Raw genomic sequence first — 21,657 nt, forward strand, 5'->3', positions numbered from 1 at the left:
GCAACAATGAAAGGAAGCTGTAGGTACGGGACGGGGGTCCAGGTGGCACGACGTATCCGGCTGGCGATCACCGCGGGCTTACTGGTCCTCGCGGCGGGTTCGGCACCCCTGGTCGGCGGCGAGCTGAACCGCATCGTGACCATCGCGCAGGCCATCGAGGTCGGCCAGGAGCAGTCGAAGTGGGCGGGCGGGCCCATCCCGTACGTGTGGGGCGGCGGCCACGGCCCGCAGGCGGGCCCCTCGCTCGGCACCTGCCAGGGATACCACGGCTCCATCCGCCCCTGCCCGGCGGCCACCACCCGCGGCCTCGACTGCTCCGGCCTCGCCCGCTGGGTCTACCAGCTCGCCTACCAGGACGACGTGCTGGGCGACGGCACCACCGACGACCACGTCCGCCGCCTGCGCAGGATCCCGCCCGCCGCGGCCCGCCCCGGCGACCTGGTCTTCTACGGCAAGGTCCGCAAGCGCACGCTCAGGACCCACCACGTCGGCATCTACATCGGCCACGGCAAAATGATCAACGCGCTCCGGACCGGCACCACCATCCGCACCGACAAGGTCACCATCCTCCCCGACCTCGCCGGCTACTACCGCTACGAGGGCTGACCGCAGAGCCCTCACAGGCGGGGGCGGCCCGGTCCCCCGGTGGCGGGCGGTCCCGCGAGGAACCTGGCCATGGCCGTGGAGGCGGCCTGGGCGGTCGCCTTGACCAGGGCCGTGAGCCGGGCCGACGGCGGGGTGGCGCCGTCGGCGGCGACGCCCAGGGCCACGGCGACGCGGCCGTCGGCGGCGAACACGGGAGCGGCGGCGCAGACCAGGCCCTCGGCGAACTCCTCGCGGGAGTGGGCGACGCCCTGGCGGCGGACCAGGGCCAGTTCGCGGTCGAGGGCGGCGGGGGTCACCAGGGTGTGGCGGGTCAGGCGGCGCGGGGTGCCGCGACTGCGGAAGGCGGCCTCGAGCTCCCGGTCGTGGGCGAGCAGCACCTTGCCGGTCGCCGTGCAGTGCAGGGGGGCGCGGTCGACGTCGTCGGAAGGAGAGGCGACCCGGCCCTGGCCGTAGAGGCGCTCGACGTAGGCGACCTCCAGGCCGTGGGCCACGGCCAGGTTGACCGTGTGATGGGTCAGCTCGTACAGGCGGAGCGCGTGCGGGAGGATGACGCGCCGGGCGCCCGGGGGCATGCGAGGCGCCGCGCCGGTCAGCGCGGAGAGCTCCTCGCCCAGCACGTAGTCGAGGCCGACCCTGCGGGCGAAACCCCTGCGGCACAGCACACCCAGCAGGCGGTAGGCCGTGGTCTTGGGCAGCCCGGTCCTCCGCGACAGCTCCGCCAGGCCCACCGGCTGGAGGGCGGACCCGAGGAACGACAGAAGGGTGATCCCCTTCTCCAGGCTGCCGGGCGGGCGTTCGGGGTCGGGTGTGCGCGGCCGGCGTTCGGAGTGCTGCGACGGTTCCGCGCGTCGTGGCGTGTCCGCTGGACGTACGGCCGGCGCCCGCCCGGGGCGCCGCTGCTGCTGTAACAGGTCGTCACGGGCGAGGTCTCGCGACATCGGCGGAGTTCACCTACCTGGCGACGTGGGGGGAGCGGCCGGTGGACGGAGGGGAGGACTTCGACACGCAGCGCGACGGTTCGCCACGCTACGCGGTCGGGGCGGCCGAGTCATGGTAGCGCGATCGCGGCGGTCCGCGACGCCTCCCGGGGCACACATCCGGCGTCAGGCTCCGCGTCTCGACGGGCGGCACCGGATCTCGCACGTTCCACCGGCCGGAACGGCGGCTTTTACTTTCCGTTGACGATCGGTAGCTTTCTGCGAGGCCGGGAGTCGCGCCGGAGTCTTCCACGAACGGGGAAACGATGCAGCCCTTCACGCTTCCCGATTTCTACGTGCCGTATCCCGCCCGGCTGAACCCCCATGTGGAGAGGGCGCGGATCCACACCAAGGCGTGGGCCGAGGCGATGGGCATGCTCGACCCCGGGCTCGGCGTGTGGGACGAGCGGCAGCTCGACGCCATGGACTACGGGCTGATGTGCGCCTACACCCACCCCGACGCCTCCCCCGACGAGCTCGACCTCGTCACCGACTGGTACGTCTGGGTCTTCTTCTTCGACGACCACTTCCTGGAGGTCTACAAGCGCAGCGGCGACATCGCCGGCGCGAAGGCCTACCTCGACCGGCTTCCGGCGTTCATGCCCGTGCATCCCACCGCCGACGGGCCGCCGCCGTCCAACCCGGTCGAGCGGGGGCTGGCCGACCTGTGGGCCCGCACGGTCCCCGCCATGTCGCTGGACTGGCGCACCAGGTTCGCCGAGAGCACCGAGAACCTCCTCGACGAGTCGCTGTGGGAGCTGTCCAACATCAACGCGGGCCGGGTGGCCAACCCGCTGGAGTACATCGAGATGCGGCGCAGGGTCGGCGGCGCGCCCTGGTCGGCGAACCTCGTCGAGCACGCCGCCGGCGCCGAGATCCCGGCCCGGATCGCCCACAGCAGACCCATGCTGGTGCTCCGGGACACCTTCGCCGACGCCGTCCACCTGCGCAACGACCTGTTCTCCTACCAGCGCGAGGTCGAGGAGGAGGGCGAGCTCAGCAACGGCGTGCTCGTCTTCGAGAAGTTCCTCGGCTACGACACCCAGCAGGCCGCCGACGCGGTGAACGACCTGCTCACCTCCCGTCTGCACCAGTTCGAGAACACCGCCCTGACCGAGCTGCCCCGGCTCGTCGAGGAGCAGGCCCTGCTGCCCCACGAGCGCCGCGCCGTGCTGGCCTACGTCAAGGGCCTGCAGGACTGGCAGTCCGGCGGGCACGAATGGCACATGCGCTCCAGCCGCTACATGAACGGCGCCTCGGGCGAGCGGCCGGCGTCCGGATCCGTCCTGGGCGGGCCCACCGGGCTCGGCACCTCCTCGGCGTACGCCGGCCTGATCGCCGGCCTCACGGCGCCCGGCGGCCCGCGAAGCCACCTGCACGTCCCGTACCGGCACGTCGGACCGTTGCCGCGGCCGGAGTTCACGATGCCGTTCGCGGTCCGGCTCAACCCGCACCTCGACACCGCGCGCCGCGAGAGCTGGGCCTGGGCCGAGCGCATGGGGTTCCACGATCCGCTGCCCGAGCTGTCCGGGGCACGGCTGTGGACCGCCCACAGGAACGAGGGCTTCGACTTCGCCCTGTGCGCCGCGGGCATCGACCCCGACGCCTCCGTCCACGAGCTGACGCTGGCCGCCGAGTGGCTCACCTGGGGCACCTTCGGCGACGACTACTTCCCCGCGTGCTTCAACCCCACCCGCGACATGGCGGGCGCGAAGGTCTGCGTCGAACGGCTGCCGGCGTTCATGCCGCTGGACCTCGGCGCCACTCCCCCGCCGGTCAGCCCGTTCGAGCGGGGCCTGGCCGACCTGTGGGCCCGCACCGCGGCGCCCATGACCGCCGGCGGACGGCGCGCCTTCCGGGCCGCGGTCGAGCAGATGACCGACAGCTGGCTGTGGGAGCTCGCCAACCACATCCAGAACCGCGTCCCCGACCCGGTCGACTACATGGAGATGCGGCGCAAGACCTTCGGGTCCGACCTCACCAGGGCGCTGGCCCGCCTGGCCCACGGCGATCAGGTGCCGCCCGAGATCTACCGGACGCGCACCATGCTCGGCATCGAGAACGCCACGGCCGACTACGCCTGCCTGCTCAACGACGTGTTCTCCTACCAGAAGGAGGTCGAGTTCGAGGGTGAGCTGCACAACTGCGTCCTGGTGGTGCAGAGCTTCTTCTCCTGCGACGCCACCCGCGCCCTCGGCATCGTCAACGACCTGATGACCAGCCGTATGCGGCAGTTCCAGCACCTGGTCGACAGTGAGCTGCCGGTGCTGTTCGACGACCACTGCCTCGACGCGGCGGCCCGGCGCTCGCTCACCGGCTACATGCAGGAGCTGCGCGACTGGATGGCCGCGATCCTGCTGTGGCACCAGACGACCAGACGCTACGTCGGGTCCGAGCTGGAGCATCCGCCGGCGGTGACGCGGCCGCTCGGCGGCCCCACGGGCCTTGGCACCTCGGCGGCGCGCCTTGCCGCCCTGCTGCGCAGCGCGTGAAAGTTTCCCGCGTCCTCCCAGGTGGGCGCGGGTGGCCGGCCGGTTCGATTGACCGGCGCGGGCGGCGGTTCCTACGGTCGCGGCGACATCGAGGAGGAGCCGATGACCACCCTGACCCGCCCGCGCCGCCTGCGTGCGGCGTTGAAGATCCCCCTTACCGTGCTGCTGGTCCTCGCGACCGCCGGGGCCGTGCAGCAGCCGCGTCCGGCCACGGCGCTCGACACTCCGCCGTACAAGGATCCGAGCCTGAGCGTCTCCGCCAGGGTCGACGACCTGCTGTCGCGGATGTCCCTCGACGACAAGGTGGGGCAGATGACGCAGGTGGACCGTTCGGCGCTCAACCCCGTGTCCGACCTGGCGACCTACCGCATCGGATCGGTGCTGTCGGGCGGCGGATCGGTGCCCTCGCCCAACTCGGCCACCGGCTGGGCCGACATGTACGACACCTTCCAGCGGCAGGCGACGTCCACCCCGCTCGGCATCCCCATGATCTACGGGGTCGACGCCGTGCACGGCCACAACAACGTCGCCGGCGCGACGATCTTCCCGCACAACATCGGGCTGGGCGCGACGCGCGACCCCGACCTGGCCCAGAAGGTCGGCCGCGCGACGGCGGAGGAGGTCAGCGGCACCGGCGTCGACTGGACGTTCGCGCCGTGCCTGTGCGTGGCGCGGGACGACCGATGGGGCCGCACCTACGAGTCGTTCGGTGAGAACCCGCAGCTGGTGAGCCAGATGACGACGATCGTCACCGGCTTCCAGGGCACCTCCCTCGGCGGCCCCGCCTCCGTGCTCGCCACGGCCAAGCACTACCTCGGCGACGGCGGCACCACCGGCGGCAGGGACCAGGGCGACACCCAGCTCGGCGAGGCGGACCTGCGGGCCATCCACCTCCCGCCGTTCCGCGCGGCGGTCGAGCGCGGCGTCGGGTCGGTGATGATCTCCTACAGCAGCTGGAACGGCCAGAAGACGCACGGCAACCGCTACCTCATCACCGACGTGCTGAAGGGCGAGCTGGGCTTCACGGGCTTCGTCGTGTCCGACTGGGCGGGCATCGACCAGCTCGACGGGCAGAGCGGCTTCACGGCCGACGAGGTCAGGACGGCGGTCAACGCGGGCATCGACATGGTGATGGTGCCGACCGACTACAAGAGGTTCATCTCGCTGCTGAAGTCGGAGGTGCAGGCCGGGCGGGTGAGCACCGCGCGGATCGACGATGCCAACCGGCGCATCCTGACCAAGAAGTTCGAGCTCGGTCTGTTCGAGAGGCCGCTGACCGACCGGTCGTACACCTCCACCGTGGGCGGCGCCGCCCATCGGACGCTGGCACGGCAGGCCGTGCGCGAGTCGCAGGTGCTGCTGAAGAACGACGGCGGCCTGCTCCCGCTGGCCAAGTCCGGCGGGAAGATCTTCGTGGCCGGCAAGAACGCCGACGACATCGGCAACCAGAGCGGCGGCTGGACCATCACCTGGCAGGGCTCCTCCGGGGCCATCACGCCGGGCACCACGATCCTCCAGGGCATCCGCGACAAGGTCGGCTCCGGCACGACGGTCACCTACAACCGGGACGGCAGCGGCATCGACTCCTCCTACCGGGCGGCCGTCGCGGTGGTCGGCGAGACGCCGTACGCCGAGGGCCAGGGCGACCGGCCCTCCTCCCTCTCCCTGGACGCGGCCGATCTCGCGACGCTGTCGCGGCTGCGGGCGTCGGGGGTGCCGCTGGTGGTCGTGCTGGTCTCCGGGCGGCCGCTGGACATCGCCTCGCAGGTCGGCGGCTGGAACGCGCTGCTGGCGTCGTGGCTGCCCGGCACCGAGGGAGGCGGCGTGGCCGACGTGCTGTTCGGCGACTACGCGCCCACCGGCAAGCTGCCGATGACCTGGATGCGCGAGTTCGCCCAGGAGCCGATCAACGCGGGGGACGGCAAGCCCGCGCTGTTCGACTACGGCTACGGCCTGACGTACTCGCCGGTCACCCCGACGCCGACCCCCACCCCCACTCCCACACCGACCCCGACGCCCACGCCGGGGGGTCAGGCCTGCGGCGTCGCCTACAAGGTCACCAGCCAGTGGCAGGGCGGCTTCAACGCCGAGGTGACGATCGGCGTCACCGGCGCGCCCGTGAACGGCTGGACCCTCACCTTCGCCTTCCCGGGGGACCAGCGGATCTCCAACGCCTGGAACGCCAGGGCGGCCCAGAGCGGCGCCCAGGTGACGGTGACCGACGGCGGCTGGAACGGGAACATCCCGGCGGGCGGCAGCGCGTCGTTCGGCTTCACCGCCTCGGTGGGCGGCACCAACGCGCCTCCGGCGGCGTTCTCGGTGAACGGGCTGCGGTGCTCCGTCACATGAAACCACCCATGACATTTGTCCTGCTCAAGAGTGGAAGATCCACAGTGCGCCGAGCGGCGGGCAGGCTGCCAGACTTGGGGCGTGGAAACAGCTGACATCTCCCTCCGGCCGCCACGGCATCGTGTCAGCCGCACCGCGATCTGGTTCTGGGCGCTGCGGGCCGCCGCCGGCTGGCTGGTGCTGATCGCCCTCCAGGTCGTCTGGACCATCGGCGACGGCGGCAACCTCACGCTGCACGTGACGGGCCTGGTGGTCACGGCCGTCCTGGGGCTCGCCCATGTGATCGTGATGCCGTGGTGGCGGTACACCGTCCACCGCTGGGAGGCCACGCCGGACGCGGTCTACACCCAGTCCGGCTGGCTGCGCCAGGAGTGGCGCATCGCGCCGGTCTCACGCATCCAGACGGTGGACACCGAGCGCGGGCCGCTGGAGCAGCTGTTCGGGCTGTCCAACGTCACCGTCACCACCGCCTCGGCGGCGGGGCCGATCAAGGTGCACGGCCTCGACCGGGCCACGGCCCAGCGACTGGTGGACGAGCTGACGGCGAACACCCAGGCGACGCGGGGTGACGCGACGTGACCGGCACGCGGGAGACGGCGGGCCCGCACGACCCGGGCCACCCGATCGGCACGGCGGAGGAGACGGAGGGGGCTGCCGGCGTCCCCGGAGCGGCCGACGACGGCGCGGGGTGGCGGCGGCTGAGCAGGCGGATGCTGGTCATCCACCCCGTCCAGGAGGTCATCCGCGCCGCCCCCGCCCTGATCGGCCTGTTGTTCGCGGGGTCGAGCCAGGGCGGTCACGGGCACTGGTGGAGCATCGCGGGTGTCGCCGCCATGGTGGTGCTCGGCATGCTGCGCTGGTTCACCACGACCTACCGCGTCACCCCGCAGTACGTGCAGGTGCGCAAGGGACTGGTCCGCCGGCAGGTGCTCACGGTGCCGCGCGACCGCATCCGCACCGTCGACGTCACCTCGCACGTCATGCACCGCCTGCTCGGCCTGGCCAGGGTCGAGATCGGCACCGGCCGTTCCGACCGCAAGGACCACGGCGGGCTCAAGCTCGACTCCCTGCGCGCGCCCGAGGTCGACCGGCTCCGCGAGGAGCTGCTCCACCGCCGCCCCGCGACGGCTCCCGTGACCGGGGAAGGCGTGGCGCCCGCCCCCGTCCCGGCCGCGCCGGCCGAAGAGGGCCGCGAGACCGAGCTGGCCACGCTGCGGCCGGCGTGGATCCGCTTCGGCCCGTTCACCATGTCCGGGCTGGTCACCGTCGGTGTGCTGGCGGGATTCGTCTCGCGGGTCGCCTCCGAGGGCAACGTCAACCTCCTGGAGATCGGCCCGGTGCGGCAGGCCGTCGACGAGTTCAGCCGGCAGGCGCTGTGGCTGCAGGTCGCCGGCGTGGTCGTGGTGCTGGCCGTGTTCGTCGCGATCGCCTCCACCCTGGGCTATGTGCTGGCGTTCTGGCGGTTCCGCCTCACCCGCACCACCGGCGGCACATTGCACGTGACGCGCGGGCTGATCACCTCGCGGGCGACGACGCTGGAGGAGCGCAGGCTGCGGGGCGTCGAGCTCAGCGAGCCGCTGCTGCTGCGCGTGGCCGGCGGGGCCCGCGTGATCGCCGTGGCGACCGGCCTGCGGGTGGGACGCGGGGCGCAGCGCGGCGGGTCGATGCTGCTGCCGCCCGCGCCGCGGGCGGAGGCGGAGAGCGTGGCGGCCCGCGTGATCGGCACGCCGGAGCCGCTGACGGCCGAGCTCACCCCGCACGGCCCGGCGGCGCTGCGCCGCCGTTTCACCCGGGCGCTCGCCGTCTGCGGGTCCGTCACCGTCGTCCTCGCCGTCCTGGCCTACTACGGCTGGCTGCCCTCGTGGTCCTGGCAGGTCGCGCTGGCGGTGACCGTCGCCGCGATGCCGCTGGCGGCCGACCGCTACCGGAGCCTGGGCCACGCGATGGTCGGCGACCGCCTGGTGACCAGGTGGGGCTCGCTGGTACGGCGGCGGGTGTCCCTCGACCGCGAGGGGATCATCGGGTGGAACCTCCAGCGGTCGTTCTTCCAGCGCCGCGCCGGGCTCGCCACGCTCACGGCGACGACGGCGGCGGGCCGCCAGTCGTACAGCGTGTGGGACGTCGGTCTGGCGGAGGCGCTGCGGACCGCTGAGCAGGGAATTCCCGGTCTGCTCGACCCGTTCCTGGTGAGAGCGGGTTCAGGCGGGGAGGGCCGCCCGGACCTGTGAGTCAGCCGGGGCCGCCCTTGCCCCCGAGGACGCCGTGACGTGCGTGATTCCCGCCCCTGTTGGGCAGAGGACGCCGTACCGGCTGACCATGCCGGGAACGGACGGGGGAATGCCATGGGCAAGCGCGGCAAGGCGAAGGCGGAGCGGCTGGACGAGGTCGCCCGCGAGGCCTTCGGCTGGGACGAGCTGCGGCCGGGCCAGCGGGAGGCCATGGAGCACCTGATCGCCGGTCGTGACGTGCTCGTCGTCATGCCGACGGGCAGCGGGAAGTCGGCGGTGTACCAGGTGCCCGCGGTGCTGCTCGACGGTCCCACCGTGGTCGTCTCGCCCCTGATCGCCCTCCAGCGCGACCAGGCGGCCGGGCTGGAGGAGGCGGACGCCGGGGGCGCGGTGGCGGTCAACTCCGCCCAGCCGGAGGGCCGGAGGGAGGCCTCGCTGGACGAGATACGGGCCGGTGACGCCGAGTTCGTCTTCCTCTCCCCCGAGCAGCTGGCCAAGCCCGAGGTGATCGAGCAGCTGCGCAGGGCCCGGCCGTCGCTGGTCGCCGTCGACGAGGCGCACTGCGTGTCCACGTGGGGGCACGACTTCCGGCCCGACTACCTGCGGCTCGGCCAGGCGATCGAGATGCTGGGGCATCCCCCGGTGGCGGCGCTGACCGCGACGGCGGCGCCGCTGGTGCGCGACGACATCGTCTCCTCTCTGGGGCTGAAGGACGCCGAGCTCGTCGTGCGGGGCTTCGACCGGCCCAACATCGACCTGGAGGTCCGCCGGTTCGTCGGCAAGGAGGACAAACGCCGCGCTCTCATCGAGGACGCGGCCTCCCGTCCGGGCCTCGGGCTGATCTACGTGGCGACGCGCCGCGCGACCGAGGACTACGCCGGCGCGCTGCGGGAGGCGGGACGGCGGGCCGAGGCGTACCACGCGGGGATGAAGGCGTCCGACCGCCACCGGGTCCACGAAATGTTCCGCGAGGGCGAGCTCGACGTCGTCGTCGCGACGTCGGCGTTCGGGATGGGCATCGACAAGCCGGACGTACGGTACGTCCTGCACGCCGATCCACCCGACTCGCCCGACTCGTACTACCAGGAGATCGGCCGGGCCGGCCGCGACGGCGAGCCCGCCAGCGCCGTGCTGTTCTACCGGCCCGAGGACCTCGGCCTGCGCCGGTTCTTCGCCGGCGGCCGGGTCGACGAGGAACTGCTGCGGCGGGTGGCCACGATCGTCGCCGAACACGGCGGCGAGGTGCCGGCGGGCGAGCTGAAGGACCTGCTCGGCGTCGGGCCCTCCAAGCTGACGGGCCTGGTCAACCTGCTGGAGCGGGTGGGCGCGCTGGAAGTGACCGAGCACGGCGACCTGCGGGCCGCCCCCGGCGGGCCCTCGCCGGAACAGGCGGTGTCCGAGGCGGTCGAACTGGACGACAGCCGACACAAGGTGGACGAATCTCGCATCGACATGATGCGGGCGTACGCCGAGACGACCGGGTGCCGCCGCCGGGCGCTGCTGGAGTACTTCGGGGAGCCGTACGAACGGGCCTGCGGCAACTGTGACAACTGCCGCGCGGGCACGGCGGAGGAGAAGCTGCCGGAGGAGGAGGCCGGCGAGGGGCCCTTCCCGATGCACGCCAAGGTGCGGCACAGCGAATGGGGGCCGGGAGTGGTGATGAGCCGGGAGCCCGACCGGGTGACCGTCCTGTTCGAGGAGGTCGGCTACAAGACGCTCTCCCTGGAGGCCGTCGAACGCGACGGCCTGCTCGTACTGGTCGGTTGAAAGGCCCGCTCCCGGTCGGTGGAGGCGCACCCCGTCCACCGACCGGGCGAGCCGATCCGCACGCCGAAAGGGGCGGGTCACCTCCACGGTGACCCGCCCCTTTCCGCCGGTGGCTACGCGGCGGCGCTCCGGGAGCGCGGGGCGCCCCGGGTGAGTCCGGGGAGCAGCGGTGTGCCGAGGACGGCGTGGGCGGCCACGGCGAGGCAGACGAAGCCCAGCACCAGGCCCCAGCTGACGTCGGTCAGGTGGTGCATGCCCCGGTACAGGCGCGACACCCCGACGATGAGCGGCGCGGCCACTCCGAGCACCCACCACAGGACCTTGAGCACCGTGTGGCGATGGGTGTGCAGGGTCAGCACCAGGGCCATGCCGCAGTAGAACCCGACGGCGGCGCTGGTGTGGCCGGAGGGGAAGCTGGAGGTGGGCGGCGCCGGGTCCAGGTGCGGGACGGTCGGGCGCGGGCGCTGGATGAACACCGTGGCCAGCAGGAACACGAGATTCTGCGACAGCACGGCCAGCACGATGAACACCGACTCGCGCCACCGGTGGAAGACGAGCCGGAAGGCCAGCGCGGCCACGGCGGTCAGCACGATGATGACGGGAGTGTCCGACAGCATCGAGCCGTAGTGGGTGAGCGTGTTGAGCACAGGGGTACGGTCGGCGGCCAGGTCCTGGTTCACCGCGACCTCTCCGGCGACCTCGGCGTGCAACGGCCGGATGATCAGCCATCCGAGGCCGAGTGTCACGGCCGACAGCAGCACGAGTGGGAGCAGGACCAGGCGTAGCGCCCATGCGACCGACTCCGGCCATCGGGTGCCGCTCGGCACAGCCGCTCTAGTGCTTGTGACCATGTGCCCTTCCCTTCGGTGATATCTCTGCTTTCGCCTCCGGCTCGACACCCTCCAGGTGCGGCTCGGCGGGGCGCCGGCCGATGTCCCGGCGCCAGGTCTCGAAGGCGGCCGTCGTGGCGGCGACGACGGCGACGCCGAACACCACCCCCGCCGTCACGTCGCTGACCCAGTGCACCCCGAGCGCGATCCGCGTGTACGCCACGCCGAGGACGATGACCGCGCCGACGGTCCACGCGATGATCTTCTGCAGGTGGGTCAGGAAGGGCAGGATCAGCAGCAGGACGATCCCGACGCCCAGCGTCGCGTTCAGCGCGTGCCCGGAGGGGAACGACGCGCCGGGTGCGAGGGCGACCGGGTTCGGCAGGTGCGGCCGTGCCCGGTCCACGACCACCTTCAGCCCGAGGCCGAGCAGCCCGCCGACGGTGATCGTGGTCACCGCCCAGGCCGCGAGGCGCGGGGCGCGCCTGATGACGAGCCACACGACCGCCACCCCGACGACGACCCGCCACGTCCCGGGGCCGAAGACGTCCGTCCACGCCTCCAGGAACGTGACCCAGCCCGAGTGGGTGACCGCGTAGGCGTGCAGGGTGTTCGCCACGCCCTCGTCCAGCCGGTAGAGCGGGGGGAAGGAGGTCTTCACCAGCACGAGCAGCAGAGTGAACGGCACCAGGACCAGCACCACCGCCAGCGACGCGAGCGTCAGCCGCAGCCCGAGCCGGGCGTCCGGATCCAGCCGCCGGTCGAGCCAGCCTCCCCTGCCTGGTGGTCCCGCCTGGTCGTTCATCGTCGTCCCCCCGAGTCGGCCTGCGGCCATGGTTCTGTCTCCGGAACCCATGCCCACCTCCCCCGTGGTCGCACGCCGCCTGCCTGCCTCCGTCGTCATCGCGCGCCTCCTTCCGTACCTCCGCCCGTCGTCACGCCGGTACGTCCGCCGGCGGGGCCCGGGTCGGTGATGCTCGGTTCCCCCTCGCCGCCGTGGCATGCCTCCAGCTGTGCCGCGAAGGACAGGCCGAAGAACAGCGCGATCGAGCTGAGCAGCGACCACAGCATGAGCGCCATCACGGCGGTCAGCGGGCCGTAGGTCTCGCCGAACGAGCCGTTGTGGTCGATGTAGAAGGCCAGCGCCCAGGTGAACAGCGTCCAGAGCGCCAGCGCCACGATCGCGCCGGCCGCGAGCCAGGTGTGGCCGGGCTGCCGCCGGCGGGGCGAGGCCCGGAACAGCACCGACGCCGACAGCACGGCCAGCAGGAAGCCGACCGGCCAGCGCAGCAGCATCCAGGTGGTGGTCAGGGGGTCGCTCCAGTGGTACACCTGGGCGAGCGCCCGTCCGATGGCCTTGCCGCCGACGAGGATGACGAAGCCGAGCGTCATGAACGAGCCGGCCGTGAGCGCCATGACCAGCGCCTTGCCGTACTTGTGCAGGGCCGGGCTGTCGCGCTCCACGCCGTAGATGCGGTTGGCGCCCCGCTCGACCTGCGCCATCGCGGTGGTCAGTCCGACCAGGGCGGTGGCGAGGCCGAGCCAGAGCGCGATGGCGCCGCCGTCCCCGGCGTGGCGGCGGGTGACCGCGAGCGCGTCCTTGACCACCTCGGCCCCGGAGCCGCCGGGGGCGAACCGGCGGATCACCAGTTGCACCACCTGGCCGACGCTCTCCTGGTGGAGCACGGAGCTGAGCCCCACCGCGGCGATGGCCCCGGGGATGATGGACAGGCAGATCTGGAAGGCCAGGGCCCGCGAGTGGCTGAAGCCGTCGCCGTACCTGAACCTGATGAAGGAGTCCCGGACCAGGGATCGGACGCCGTACCTGCGTAAGGTCATCCAGGCGTCGTCGGCGCCGAGTTCCTCGCCGCTCATCGATCTGGTCTGCGGCACGGTGGTGGCCGTTCCCATGGTCAGCCCTCCGTTTCCGGCGGCATGCGCAGCAGCAGTGCCGCGGGCCGTGTCTCGACGGTCATGGTGGTGCCGTAGCCGATCAGGTCGCCGTCGCATTCGTGCAGCACCGGCGGGTCGAGGTCGATCTGGACGCGGGAGGCGGTGTAGCGCTCGACGCGCCGGTCGTAGCGGTGCGACCGGGTGAGCACGTGGCCGAGGACGCGCAGCCAGTCCAGCGGCGTGCGCGGCGCGAGGATGAGGATGTCGAGCAGGCCGTCGTCGGGGCTCGCCTCGGGCAGGAGCGGCAGGCCGCCCTGCAGCCGGCCGATGTTGCCGACGAGCACCATCCTGGCGCGCCTGCGCAGCCTGATCCGGCCGTCCAGCAGGAGAGTCACGCCGAATGGGCGGTCGGCGAGGTGCTTGATCACTCCGCCCACGTAGGCGAACCAGCCGATGCGGCGTTTGGCCTCGTCGCTGGTGCTCTCGGCCATGGCGGCGTCCAGGCCGATCCCGGCCATGGCGACGAAGGGCCGCCCGTCGAGCACGCCCATGTCGATCGCCCGGGTCTCGCCCGCGACCCCGGTGCGGACGGCGTCCGGCAGCGCGGCGGGCAGTTGGAGGTTGCGGACGAGCAGGTTGCCGGTGCCGGAGCAGAGAATCGCCAGGGGCACGCCGGAGCCCATCAGGCCCTCCGCGCAGGCCCGCACGGTGCCGTCCCCGCCGCAGGCGAAGACCAGGTCGACGCCCTCGGACAGGGCCTGCTTCACCATGCCGACCCCGGGGTCGTCGGCCGTCGTCAGCAGCCACAGCGGCGCGTCCCAGCCGTGACGCGCCAGCTCGGCCGTCACCTCCGCGCGGTGGCGCTCGAGGTCGGCGACCCGGGTCGGGTTCACTATCACAGCAGCTTGGGGCACGGCAATGCGTGCTACCCGGTCTGCACCGTTTTGAACAACCGCCGGCGGGCACCGGCCGCCGCGCTCACGGTGGCCCGGCGGCGCTCGGCCACCCGGTGTCCCCTCAGGCGCCGGACAGGACCTCGGCGACGACGCAGCTGATGTTGTCGGGGCCGCCGCCCTCCTTGGCGAGCTCGATGAGCCGCTCGGCGGCCTCGCCCAGGTCGGTGCACTCCGTCAGGGTCTCGTGCAGCGCCTGCGGGCCGACCACGCCGCTCAGGCCGTCGGAGCAGATGAGGTAGCGGTCGCCCGCGGACGCCTCGCGCAGCGACAGGTCGGGCTCCACCGACCCGCTGCCGCCGAGCGCCCGCATGAGCAGGGAGCGGCGCGGGTGGGCGGCGGCCTGCTCGGCGGTCATCTGCCCGTCGTCCACCAGCGACTGGACGAGGGTGTGGTCGCGCGTGATCTGGTAGAGGCAGCCTTCGCGCAGCATGTAGGCCCGGGAGTCGCCGATGTGGGCGAGGGCGAAGTGGGCGCCGTCCCACAGCATGGCGGTGAGGGTGGTGCCCATGCCGGTGAGCTTGGGGTCGCGCTCGGCCATGTCCTTGATGCGGCGGCCGGCCTCGGTGATCGCGGCTTCCAGCGCCGTGACCAGGTCGCCCGTGGGAGGATCGGTGTCCAACGCCGACAGAGCGGCGATCGCGGTCGCGCTGGCCACCTCGCCGTGGCTGTGCCCACCCATGCCGTCGGCGACGGCGATCAGCCGTGGCCCGGCGTACACCGAGTCTTCGTTCTGCTGGCGGCGCAGGCCGACGTCGGTGCGGGCCGCGTAACGCAGCGTGAACGGCGCGTTGTTCGACATGACCTCAGTAAATCATTGGTTGAAACACTTCACAAGCATAAGACTTGTGGATTCTTTCGGCGCGGTGGCTTAATCTGACCGAGGGGAGCCGACGAACATCCGGTGGGTGAACAGGGAGAGGCGACAGCATGGGACATGACGCCACGTTGAACGCAGGTGACATCGCCCGGCTCGCCGACGTCGGCCGGGCCGCGGTGAGCAACTGGCGCCGCCGCTACGACGACTTCCCGCAACCCGTTGGCGGCACGGCCGCGAGCCCACTGTTCTCCCTTCCCGAGGTCGAGGAATGGCTGCGCCGTAACGGCAAATCGTACGAGATGTCGCTCGGCGAGCGCGTCTGGCAGCGGCTGCGCGCCTCCGGCGACGACCTACGGCTCGGCGACCTGGTCGGATGCGCCGGCGCGTTCCTGCTGTACCTGCGGCGCGATCCGCGCGGGTGGAAGCGCGTCGCGCGCGGGCCCGAACCCGCCAAGCGGCTGCACGAGGCCGCGGCCGCCGCCACGGCCGACCTCCCCGTCCCGGTCGACTGGAGCCTCATCGACACCCGGCTGTACCGCCTGCTCGCCGAGTTCGCCGCCGAGCAGGGGCCGCTACCGGCGTTCGAGCTGCTGTGCGAGCGCTACGCCGAGGCGCACTCCCGGCAGCTGTCGGTCACCCGGGCCGATGTCGTCGCCCTGATGGCCCGGCTGACCGGCCGCGAGCCGGGCGTCGCCACCGTCTTCGACCCGGCCTGCGGCCTCGGCGTCATGCTGCTGCCCTTCGCCGGGGCCCGCGTGCTCGGCCAGGAGAGCGGCGACAGCGCGGCGCTGCTCACGGCCGTCCGCCTGCTGCTGCGCGACGTGCGCGCCGAGGTCGTCGCCGGCGACTCCCTGCGCGCCGACGGCTTCCCGGAGCTGCGCGCCGACGTCGTGGTCTGCGACCCGCCGTTCAACGAACGGGCCTGGGGCTACGAGGAGCTCACCGGCGACCCCAGGTGGGAGTACGGCCTGCCGCCGCGCGGGGAGCCCGAGCTCGCCTGGGTTCAGCACTGCCTCGCCCACGCCCGTCCCGGCGGGCTGGTCGCCGTCCTCATGCCGCCCGCCGCGGCCAGCCGCCGTCCCGGCAAGCGCATCCGGGGCAACCTGCTGCGGGCCGGCGCGCTGCGAGCCGTGGTCACGCTGTCGGCGGGCGGCCCCGACCTGTGGCTGCTGCGCCGCCCCAGTCCCGGCGAGCGGCCGCCGTCCGCCGTCCTGATCATGGACGCCACCGACGACCTCGCCACCGTCGAGGCCGCCTGGCAGTCGTTCACCGCCGACCCCGAGGCGCGCCCGCCGGGCGCGAGCCGCGGGGTGCGCATCATCGACCTGCTGGACGACGAGGTCGACCTCAGCCCCGCACGGCACCGGCCCCGGCTCGGCGAGGAGGATCCCGCCGCGGGGTTCGCCGCCGTGAAGGAGCGCCTGCGCGCCTTCGCCGCGGCGCTGCCGGACGCGCTGCCCGACCTGGCCGCGTCCGCTCAGGCGCTCGACCTGCCGAGCACGACGGTCGGCGAGCTGGTCAGGGCCGGGCTGGTCACGATCCTCCAGGGGCCGCCGAAGATGGCGGTCGACGAGGGCGAGCTACCGGTGCTGACCGCGGGCGACGTGCTGTCGGGGAGCCCGCCCTCCGGCCGTACGACCGCCGAGCCGACGCAGGTCACGGTCGAGCCCGGCGACGTGGTCGCCACGGCGGGGGCCGTCGAGGTCGCGGCCCGCAGCGTCACCGAGGGCGGGGCCGTGCTCGGCCCCCAGCTGCATCTCTACCGGATCGACCGCGACCGCGTGGACCCCGACTTCCTGGCCGGCTGCCTGCGGTACGCCGGGGCGGCCCGGCCGTACGCGGGGGCGAGCCGCGTCGACGCGCGCCGGGCGCGGATCCCGCGCCTCTCGCTCGCCGAGCAGCAGGAGTACGGCCGGGCCTTCCGTGAGCTGCTGGAGCTTGAGGACAAGCTGCGCGAGACGGCCGCGCTGGGAAAGACGCTGATCCGGCTAGGCTTTGACGGACTGGCCGGCGGCCATCTGCGGCCCAGCGGCTGAGGGTGTATTTTCCCCGATAGATCATCTGCAGATCGGACAGGAGGGGTGAATGGTCATCGCCGACCGGTACGTCCTCGACGACCTGCCCCTCGGGCAGGGCGGCATGGGAGCCGTCTACGGTGGCCACGACAAGCACCTCGACCGCCGCGTGGCGGTGAAGTTCCTGCGCTTTCCCGGCGGGCACGACGAGGAGCTGGAGCGGCGCTTCATGCGCGAGGCCCGCATCCTCGCCCGGCTGGAGCACGCCGGAGCGCCCATCCTGTACGACTTCGGCACCTTCGAGCAGCGCCTGTTCCAGATCATGCAGTTCATCGAGGGCGTCACGGTCGCCGACCTGGTGAGCGAGCACGGGCCGCTGCCCGTGCCCTGGGCCGCCGCGATCGCGGCGCAGGCGTGCGCGGTGCTGTCGGCCGCCCACGCGCTGTCGATCTGCCACCGCGACCTCAAGCCCACCAACCTCATGCTGTGCCCCGACGGCAGCGTCAAGGTGCTCGACTTCGGGCTCGCCATGCTGCGGGAGGCCGACGTCACCCAGTTCACCCGCGTCGGGCAGATCCTCGGCACGCCGGCCTACATGTCGCCCGAGCAGATCCAGCGCGGGCTGGCGGGGCCGCGCAGCGACCTGTACGCCCTCGGCTGCGTGCTCCACGAGATGCTGACCGGGCGGCAGCTGTTCATCGGGCCCACCGAGTACGCCGTGTTCGAGAAGCAGGTGAACGAGCGGCCGCCCGAGATCGCCGGCGTGCCCGCGGAGCTGAACCGCCTGATCGCCGACCTGCTCGAGAAGGATCCCGACGACCGCCCGGCCGACGCCACCACCCTCTACGACCGGCTGCAGCCCTTCGCGGTCGACCTGCCCATGCTGCCCGGCTTCCTCACCCCGTCGTCGGTGCCGAGCCCCGGCCGCATGTACGCCCGCGTGGTCGGCCGCGTCCTGCCCTGAGGGCTCAGCAGCCGTCCGTGCCGCCGAGGTTGTCCAGCACCGAGCCGAAGATGGCGTTCAGCTGGCCGACCTGCTCGGGGGTGAGCCGGTCGAACAGGACGCGGCGCACCTCCTCGACGTGACCGGGGGCGGCCCGCTCCAGCTCGGCGAAGCCCTCGCCGGTGAGCTCGGCCACGGTCGTCCGGGCGTCGCCGGGCCGCTTGCGGCGGTGCACCCAGCCCTGCTCCTCGAGCTTGGCGACGGCGTGCGAGAGCCGGCTCGGCGACGAGCGGACGAGCTGGGCCAGCTCGGTCATCGTCATCGCGCGGCCGGGCGCCTCCGAGAGCATGGCAAGGATCATGTAGTAGGTGTGCGGCATGCCGGAGTCGCGCTGCAACTGCCGGTCGAGCGACTCGTGCAGCAGCCGCGACCCCCACATGAAGGCACGCCATGCCCGCTGCTCGTCGTCGTCCAGCCACCGTGCCACGCTCACCCGCCCGAGTCTACCGGTTTAGTTGAGCGCTCAAATGTCGCTCAGGAACAAGGGAATGCAAATCAGTTATTTGAGGATTTAGGTGGATATGATGCGCCCTGACCAGATAACGCGGAGACACTGGCGATGACCTTGGGGGAGACCGTGCGCCGCCGACTACGACGGCTGGCATCGATGACTCCCACCATCCTGCAGTGCTCGGCCGCCTCCGCGGTGGCGTGGATGGTGGCGAAGGACCTGCTGCATCACCCGAGGCCGTTCTTCGCGCCGATCGCGGTCATCATCTGCATCGGCGTCGCCCTCGGGCAGCGGCTGCGCCGGATGGCCGAGATGGTGGTCGGGGTCAGCGTGGGCGTCGGGGTCGGCGACCTGCTCATCTCGCGGATCGGCTCCGGCCCCTGGCAGATCGGCCTCGCCGTGGCGCTCGCCATGGGGTCCGCCGTGCTGCTGGACAGCGGCTCGGTCATCGCCCTCCAGGCGGGGTCCTCGGCCGTGCTCGTCGCGACGCTGCTTCCGCCGAGCGGATCCGGCGGCACCGCCCGCATGCTCGACGCGCTGATCGGCGGCGTCGTGGGGATCGCCACCGTCGCGCTGCTCCCCGCCGACCCGCTGGCCATCGCCCACCGGCACGGTCGCATCGTCCTGGAGGAGCTCGCCGAGGCCCTGGAGGGGGCCGCGGAGGCCATCGCCGCGCGGGACCTCCCCCTCGCCGCCGACACCCTGGAGAAGGCGCGCGGCTCGCAGAAGGCGGTCGACGACCTGCGGGCCGCCCTGCGCACCGGACGCGAGATCGCCCTGATCAGCCCGCTGCGCTGGCGCAGCCGGAGCGGGCTCGCCCGGTACCAGGCCGCCGGCACGCCGATCGACCACGCCCTGCGCAACATCCGGGTGCTGCTGCGCCGCACGCTCTCGGCGCTGCGGGACGGCGAGCCGATGCCGCCCGGCCTGAGCGACCGCCTGCACAGCCTGGCCGAGACCGCCCGCCTCCTGCGCGACGAGCTCGCGGCCGGGGCCGAGCCGGTCCAGGCCCGGCGTGCGGCGCTCGCGGTCGCCGACGGCGTGCGCACCTCCGAGATCCACGGCGGAGGGTTCTCCGCGGGGGTGGTCGCGGCCCAGCTCCGCTCGATCACGGTCGACCTGCTGGTGGCGACGGGCACCGACCGCGACACGGCCACCGCCGCCCTCCCTCCGGCCGCGCCCGGGGAACGCGAGGAGGACCCCGCCTGAGGCCTGTCTCCGCACGAGCGGCAGGCTCGATGAGGCGCCGGGCCTACGCCTTCACGAGTACACCAGGGTGGGCGCTCCGGGTGTGAACTCGGTGTGGATGAGCTGGGGAGGCACACCGAGGTGGAGCAGGCGCGAGCTCGTGACCTGCACCATCTCGGTGGAGCCGCAGATGAAGACGTCCCCGTCGAGGGCGACGCGGTGGTTGAGCAGAGCGTCCACGGCGTTCTCACGCCGGCCGCCGCCGGGCTCCTCGGAGACGGACATGACGATGCGCAGGCGCCTGTGCTGCGAGCGCAGCGCGCGCAGGTCGGCGACGTCGTAGGCGTCGGCCTGGTTGCGCACTCCGTGGAAGAGGTCGATGCTCGGCCGCTCGGGCAGCCACATCGACTCCTCGATGAGCGCCTTCAGCGGGGCCAGCCCGGTGCCGCCCGCGATGAAGATCAGGTGAGGGTACCTGGCGCGGTCGAGGGTCAGGGTTCCACGCGGCGGGCCGAGGGTGACGGTGTCGCCGACCCGCATGTGGTGCACCAGCGCGTTGCTGACCCACCCGCCGGAGATGGCCCGCACGTGGAAGGTCAGCCGGTTGTCGCGGCGCGGCGCGTTGGCGATGGAGTACGGGCGCCACACCTTCGGCCACTGCGGCGTCTGGAGCGTGAGGTACTGGCCGGCCTTGTAGGCGTACGGCTGCTCGGGCTCCACGGTGATCACGGCGATCTCGCGGGAGCGCCGCTCGTGCCCGACCACCACGGCGGTCCAGGCCGGAGGGGCGTAGGCGGCGTCCTGCTCGGCCGCCTTGATCATCACATCGGCGATGAACTGGTAGGCGTCGATCCACGCGGAGTCGTAGGTGGACCGCCAGAGCTCTCCGGCGTTCGCCCGCATGGCGATGAGCAGGCACCTGCCGACGGCCGGGTAGTGCTCGGGCAGGACGCCGTACTTGCGGTGGTCGCGGGCGAGCTGGCCGAGGTAGTTGACCAGCCCCTCGCCGTCCTCCAAGTTGAGCACGACCTGCGTCAGCGCACTGAACAGGCGGTCGCGCTGGGTGTCCATCGCCGGCGGGAACATCTCGCGGATGTGCGGATAGTCCGCGAAAAGCTTGGCGTAGAAGTGCATGGTGACCCTGTCGGCCACCGGCTCGACGAGAGCCCAGCTCTGGCGAAGCGCCCCGATGTCTATGTTCATGGTCACTCAGCCGACCGGCCCACTCCTTGCCGTTGCGGGGTCAACGAGCGCATGCCGGCGACGCCGAAGTAGTCCTCGCCCGCGGGCCTGGTGTCGCGCTGCCGGCGGTCCTTGCGCTCCAGCAGCGGGATGTGCTTGGAGCAGTGGATGTAGGCCTCCTCGACCTGGATCACGACCCACCGGTCGGCCTTGCGTCCGGGGGCGGTCTGGTCCTCGTCGATCAGGCCGTGGCGGCGGGCCGCGTCGTAGGCCGTGGTGATGGTGGCCTCGCCGTTGATGTGCAGCCCCACCAGGTCCTCGAAGAAGTCGACGAACAGCAGGCTGATGTGCGGGTTCTCCATGATGTTGCCCAGGCTCGCCAGCACGCCGTTGCCCCGGAACTCGGGGTAGATCAGCTTGCGCGGGTTGAGCACGCGGACGAATCCGGGCGGGCCGGCACGGAACGAGGTGTCGCAGTTGCCCCGCGAGTCGGCGGTGCCGATGAAGGCCATCTCCTGCCGGGCCAGGAACTCCTGCATCTCGGGGGTCAGATGGTCGACCACCTGCCGGTTGTAGAAGCGGAGCGCCCGCTCCCGGGTGGCGAACAGGCTCTGCAGGACGTGTTCGCCCCTCGATCCAGGCAGATCGTCGTCCGCAAGCCCGTAGTACGGCCCGTGCTGGCCCATCACGCTCCTATCGACGTCCCGCCCACACCGAAGGGGTCGGGGCATGCCACTGCCGGGACCCACATACCCGGCATTCGGCACATAAACCCCAACCGCAACATTGGTCACATTAGTGCGGATTGACAGCGGAAGACGACAACATCGGGGAAATTTTTGACTTGATCAGTCATAGGGCCGTGATCAGATTTTCATGATCCCGAGGTAGGCGTCAACCGGT

18 protein-coding genes are annotated in these 21,657 nt (G+C 72.3%); 9 read left to right on the forward strand and 9 right to left on the reverse strand.

Annotated features, from left to right (window positions below; translation table 11 throughout):
- Positions 1 to 42 precede the first annotated feature (42 nt).
- Positions 43 to 606: a C40 family peptidase gene (locus KIK05_RS00385; protein WP_308249668.1), complete on the forward strand. Its 564-nt coding sequence runs from the start codon at positions 43 to 45 to the stop codon at positions 604 to 606.
- Positions 607 to 617: 11 nt separating this feature from the next.
- On the opposite strand, the gene KIK05_RS00390 is transcribed toward KIK05_RS00385, so the two are convergent.
- Complete coding sequence (locus tag KIK05_RS00390; RefSeq protein ID WP_214408445.1) at positions 618 to 1,544, reverse strand: IclR family transcriptional regulator; 927 nt, start codon at positions 1,542 to 1,544, stop codon at positions 618 to 620.
- A gap of 305 nt (positions 1,545 to 1,849) precedes the next feature.
- On the opposite strand from KIK05_RS00390, the gene KIK05_RS00395 reads away from it, so the two are divergent.
- From KIK05_RS00395 to KIK05_RS00415, 5 genes are all read left to right on the forward strand, one after another.
- Positions 1,850 to 4,075 (forward strand): family 2 encapsulin nanocompartment cargo protein terpene cyclase, encoded by a 2,226-nt coding sequence (locus KIK05_RS00395; protein WP_214408446.1) that lies wholly within the window; start codon positions 1,850 to 1,852, stop codon positions 4,073 to 4,075.
- 102 nt (positions 4,076 to 4,177) lie between these two features.
- A complete protein-coding gene (locus KIK05_RS00400) occupies positions 4,178 to 6,424 on the forward strand; it encodes a glycoside hydrolase family 3 N-terminal domain-containing protein (protein WP_214408447.1) in 2,247 nt (748 codons plus the stop codon).
- Between the two features lie 81 nt (positions 6,425 to 6,505).
- Positions 6,506 to 7,003, forward strand: a complete 498-nt coding sequence (locus KIK05_RS00405) for a PH domain-containing protein (protein ID WP_214408448.1) — start codon at positions 6,506 to 6,508, stop codon at positions 7,001 to 7,003.
- A complete protein-coding gene (locus KIK05_RS00410) occupies positions 7,000 to 8,652 on the forward strand; it encodes a PH domain-containing protein (protein ID WP_214408449.1) in 1,653 nt (550 codons plus the stop codon). Before KIK05_RS00405 ends, KIK05_RS00410 begins: the two co-directional genes overlap by 4 nt.
- 114 nt (positions 8,653 to 8,766) lie before the next feature.
- Positions 8,767 to 10,419, forward strand: coding sequence for a RecQ family ATP-dependent DNA helicase (locus KIK05_RS00415; protein WP_214408450.1), 1,653 nt, complete (start codon positions 8,767 to 8,769; stop codon positions 10,417 to 10,419).
- Between the two features lie 113 nt (positions 10,420 to 10,532).
- Here KIK05_RS00415 and KIK05_RS00420 read toward each other — a convergent pair whose 3' ends face one another.
- From KIK05_RS00420 to KIK05_RS00440, 5 genes are all read right to left on the reverse strand, one after another.
- Positions 10,533 to 11,270 carry a phosphatase PAP2 family protein gene (locus KIK05_RS00420; RefSeq protein ID WP_214408451.1) on the reverse strand — a complete coding sequence of 246 codons (738 nt, stop codon included), beginning with the start codon at positions 11,268 to 11,270 and terminating at the stop codon, positions 10,533 to 10,535.
- A complete protein-coding gene (locus tag KIK05_RS00425) occupies positions 11,254 to 12,153 on the reverse strand; it encodes a phosphatase PAP2 family protein (protein ID WP_250562035.1) in 900 nt (299 codons plus the stop codon). Before KIK05_RS00425 ends, KIK05_RS00420 begins: the two co-directional genes overlap by 17 nt.
- Positions 12,150 to 13,160, reverse strand: a complete 1,011-nt coding sequence (locus tag KIK05_RS00430) for a YihY/virulence factor BrkB family protein (RefSeq protein WP_214408452.1) — start codon at positions 13,158 to 13,160, stop codon at positions 12,150 to 12,152. The genes KIK05_RS00425 and KIK05_RS00430 overlap by 4 nt, the downstream gene beginning before the upstream one ends.
- Before the next feature lie 2 nt (positions 13,161 to 13,162).
- Complete coding sequence (locus KIK05_RS48645) at positions 13,163 to 14,035, reverse strand: diacylglycerol/lipid kinase family protein (protein ID WP_214408453.1); 873 nt, start codon at positions 14,033 to 14,035, stop codon at positions 13,163 to 13,165.
- A gap of 124 nt (positions 14,036 to 14,159) precedes the next feature.
- On the reverse strand, positions 14,160 to 14,897 hold the full coding sequence (locus KIK05_RS00440; protein WP_214408454.1) for a Stp1/IreP family PP2C-type Ser/Thr phosphatase: 738 nt from the start codon (positions 14,895 to 14,897) through the stop codon (positions 14,160 to 14,162).
- Between the two features lie 128 nt (positions 14,898 to 15,025).
- Here KIK05_RS00440 and KIK05_RS00445 point away from each other — a divergent pair, with 128 nt between their 5' ends.
- Positions 15,026 to 16,951: an N-6 DNA methylase gene (locus KIK05_RS00445; RefSeq protein WP_214408455.1), complete on the forward strand. Its 1,926-nt coding sequence runs from the start codon at positions 15,026 to 15,028 to the stop codon at positions 16,949 to 16,951.
- Positions 16,952 to 17,000: 49 nt separating this feature from the next.
- Complete coding sequence (locus KIK05_RS00450; protein ID WP_214408456.1) at positions 17,001 to 17,894, forward strand: serine/threonine-protein kinase; 894 nt, start codon at positions 17,001 to 17,003, stop codon at positions 17,892 to 17,894.
- A 4-nt stretch (positions 17,895 to 17,898) separates the two neighbouring features.
- Here KIK05_RS00450 and KIK05_RS00455 read toward each other — a convergent pair whose 3' ends face one another.
- On the reverse strand, positions 17,899 to 18,366 hold the full coding sequence (locus KIK05_RS00455; RefSeq protein WP_214408457.1) for a MarR family winged helix-turn-helix transcriptional regulator: 468 nt from the start codon (positions 18,364 to 18,366) through the stop codon (positions 17,899 to 17,901).
- Between the two features lie 126 nt (positions 18,367 to 18,492).
- On the opposite strand from KIK05_RS00455, the gene KIK05_RS00460 reads away from it, so the two are divergent.
- On the forward strand, positions 18,493 to 19,593 hold the full coding sequence (locus KIK05_RS00460) for an FUSC family protein (protein ID WP_214408458.1): 1,101 nt from the start codon (positions 18,493 to 18,495) through the stop codon (positions 19,591 to 19,593).
- Positions 19,594 to 19,644: 51 nt separating this feature from the next.
- Here the strand turns inward: KIK05_RS00460 and KIK05_RS00465 are convergent, their stop codons facing one another.
- Entirely contained in the window at positions 19,645 to 20,775 is a 1,131-nt protein-coding gene (locus KIK05_RS00465) for a globin domain-containing protein (protein WP_214408459.1), read from the reverse strand.
- A 2-nt stretch (positions 20,776 to 20,777) separates the two neighbouring features.
- A complete protein-coding gene (locus KIK05_RS00470; protein WP_214408460.1) occupies positions 20,778 to 21,440 on the reverse strand; it encodes a pyridoxamine 5'-phosphate oxidase family protein in 663 nt (220 codons plus the stop codon).
- Positions 21,441 to 21,657 lie beyond the last annotated feature (217 nt).

Source organism: Sphaerisporangium fuscum, from assembly GCF_018531465.1.
GTDB lineage: Bacteria > Actinomycetota > Actinomycetes > Streptosporangiales > Streptosporangiaceae > Sphaerisporangium > Sphaerisporangium fuscum.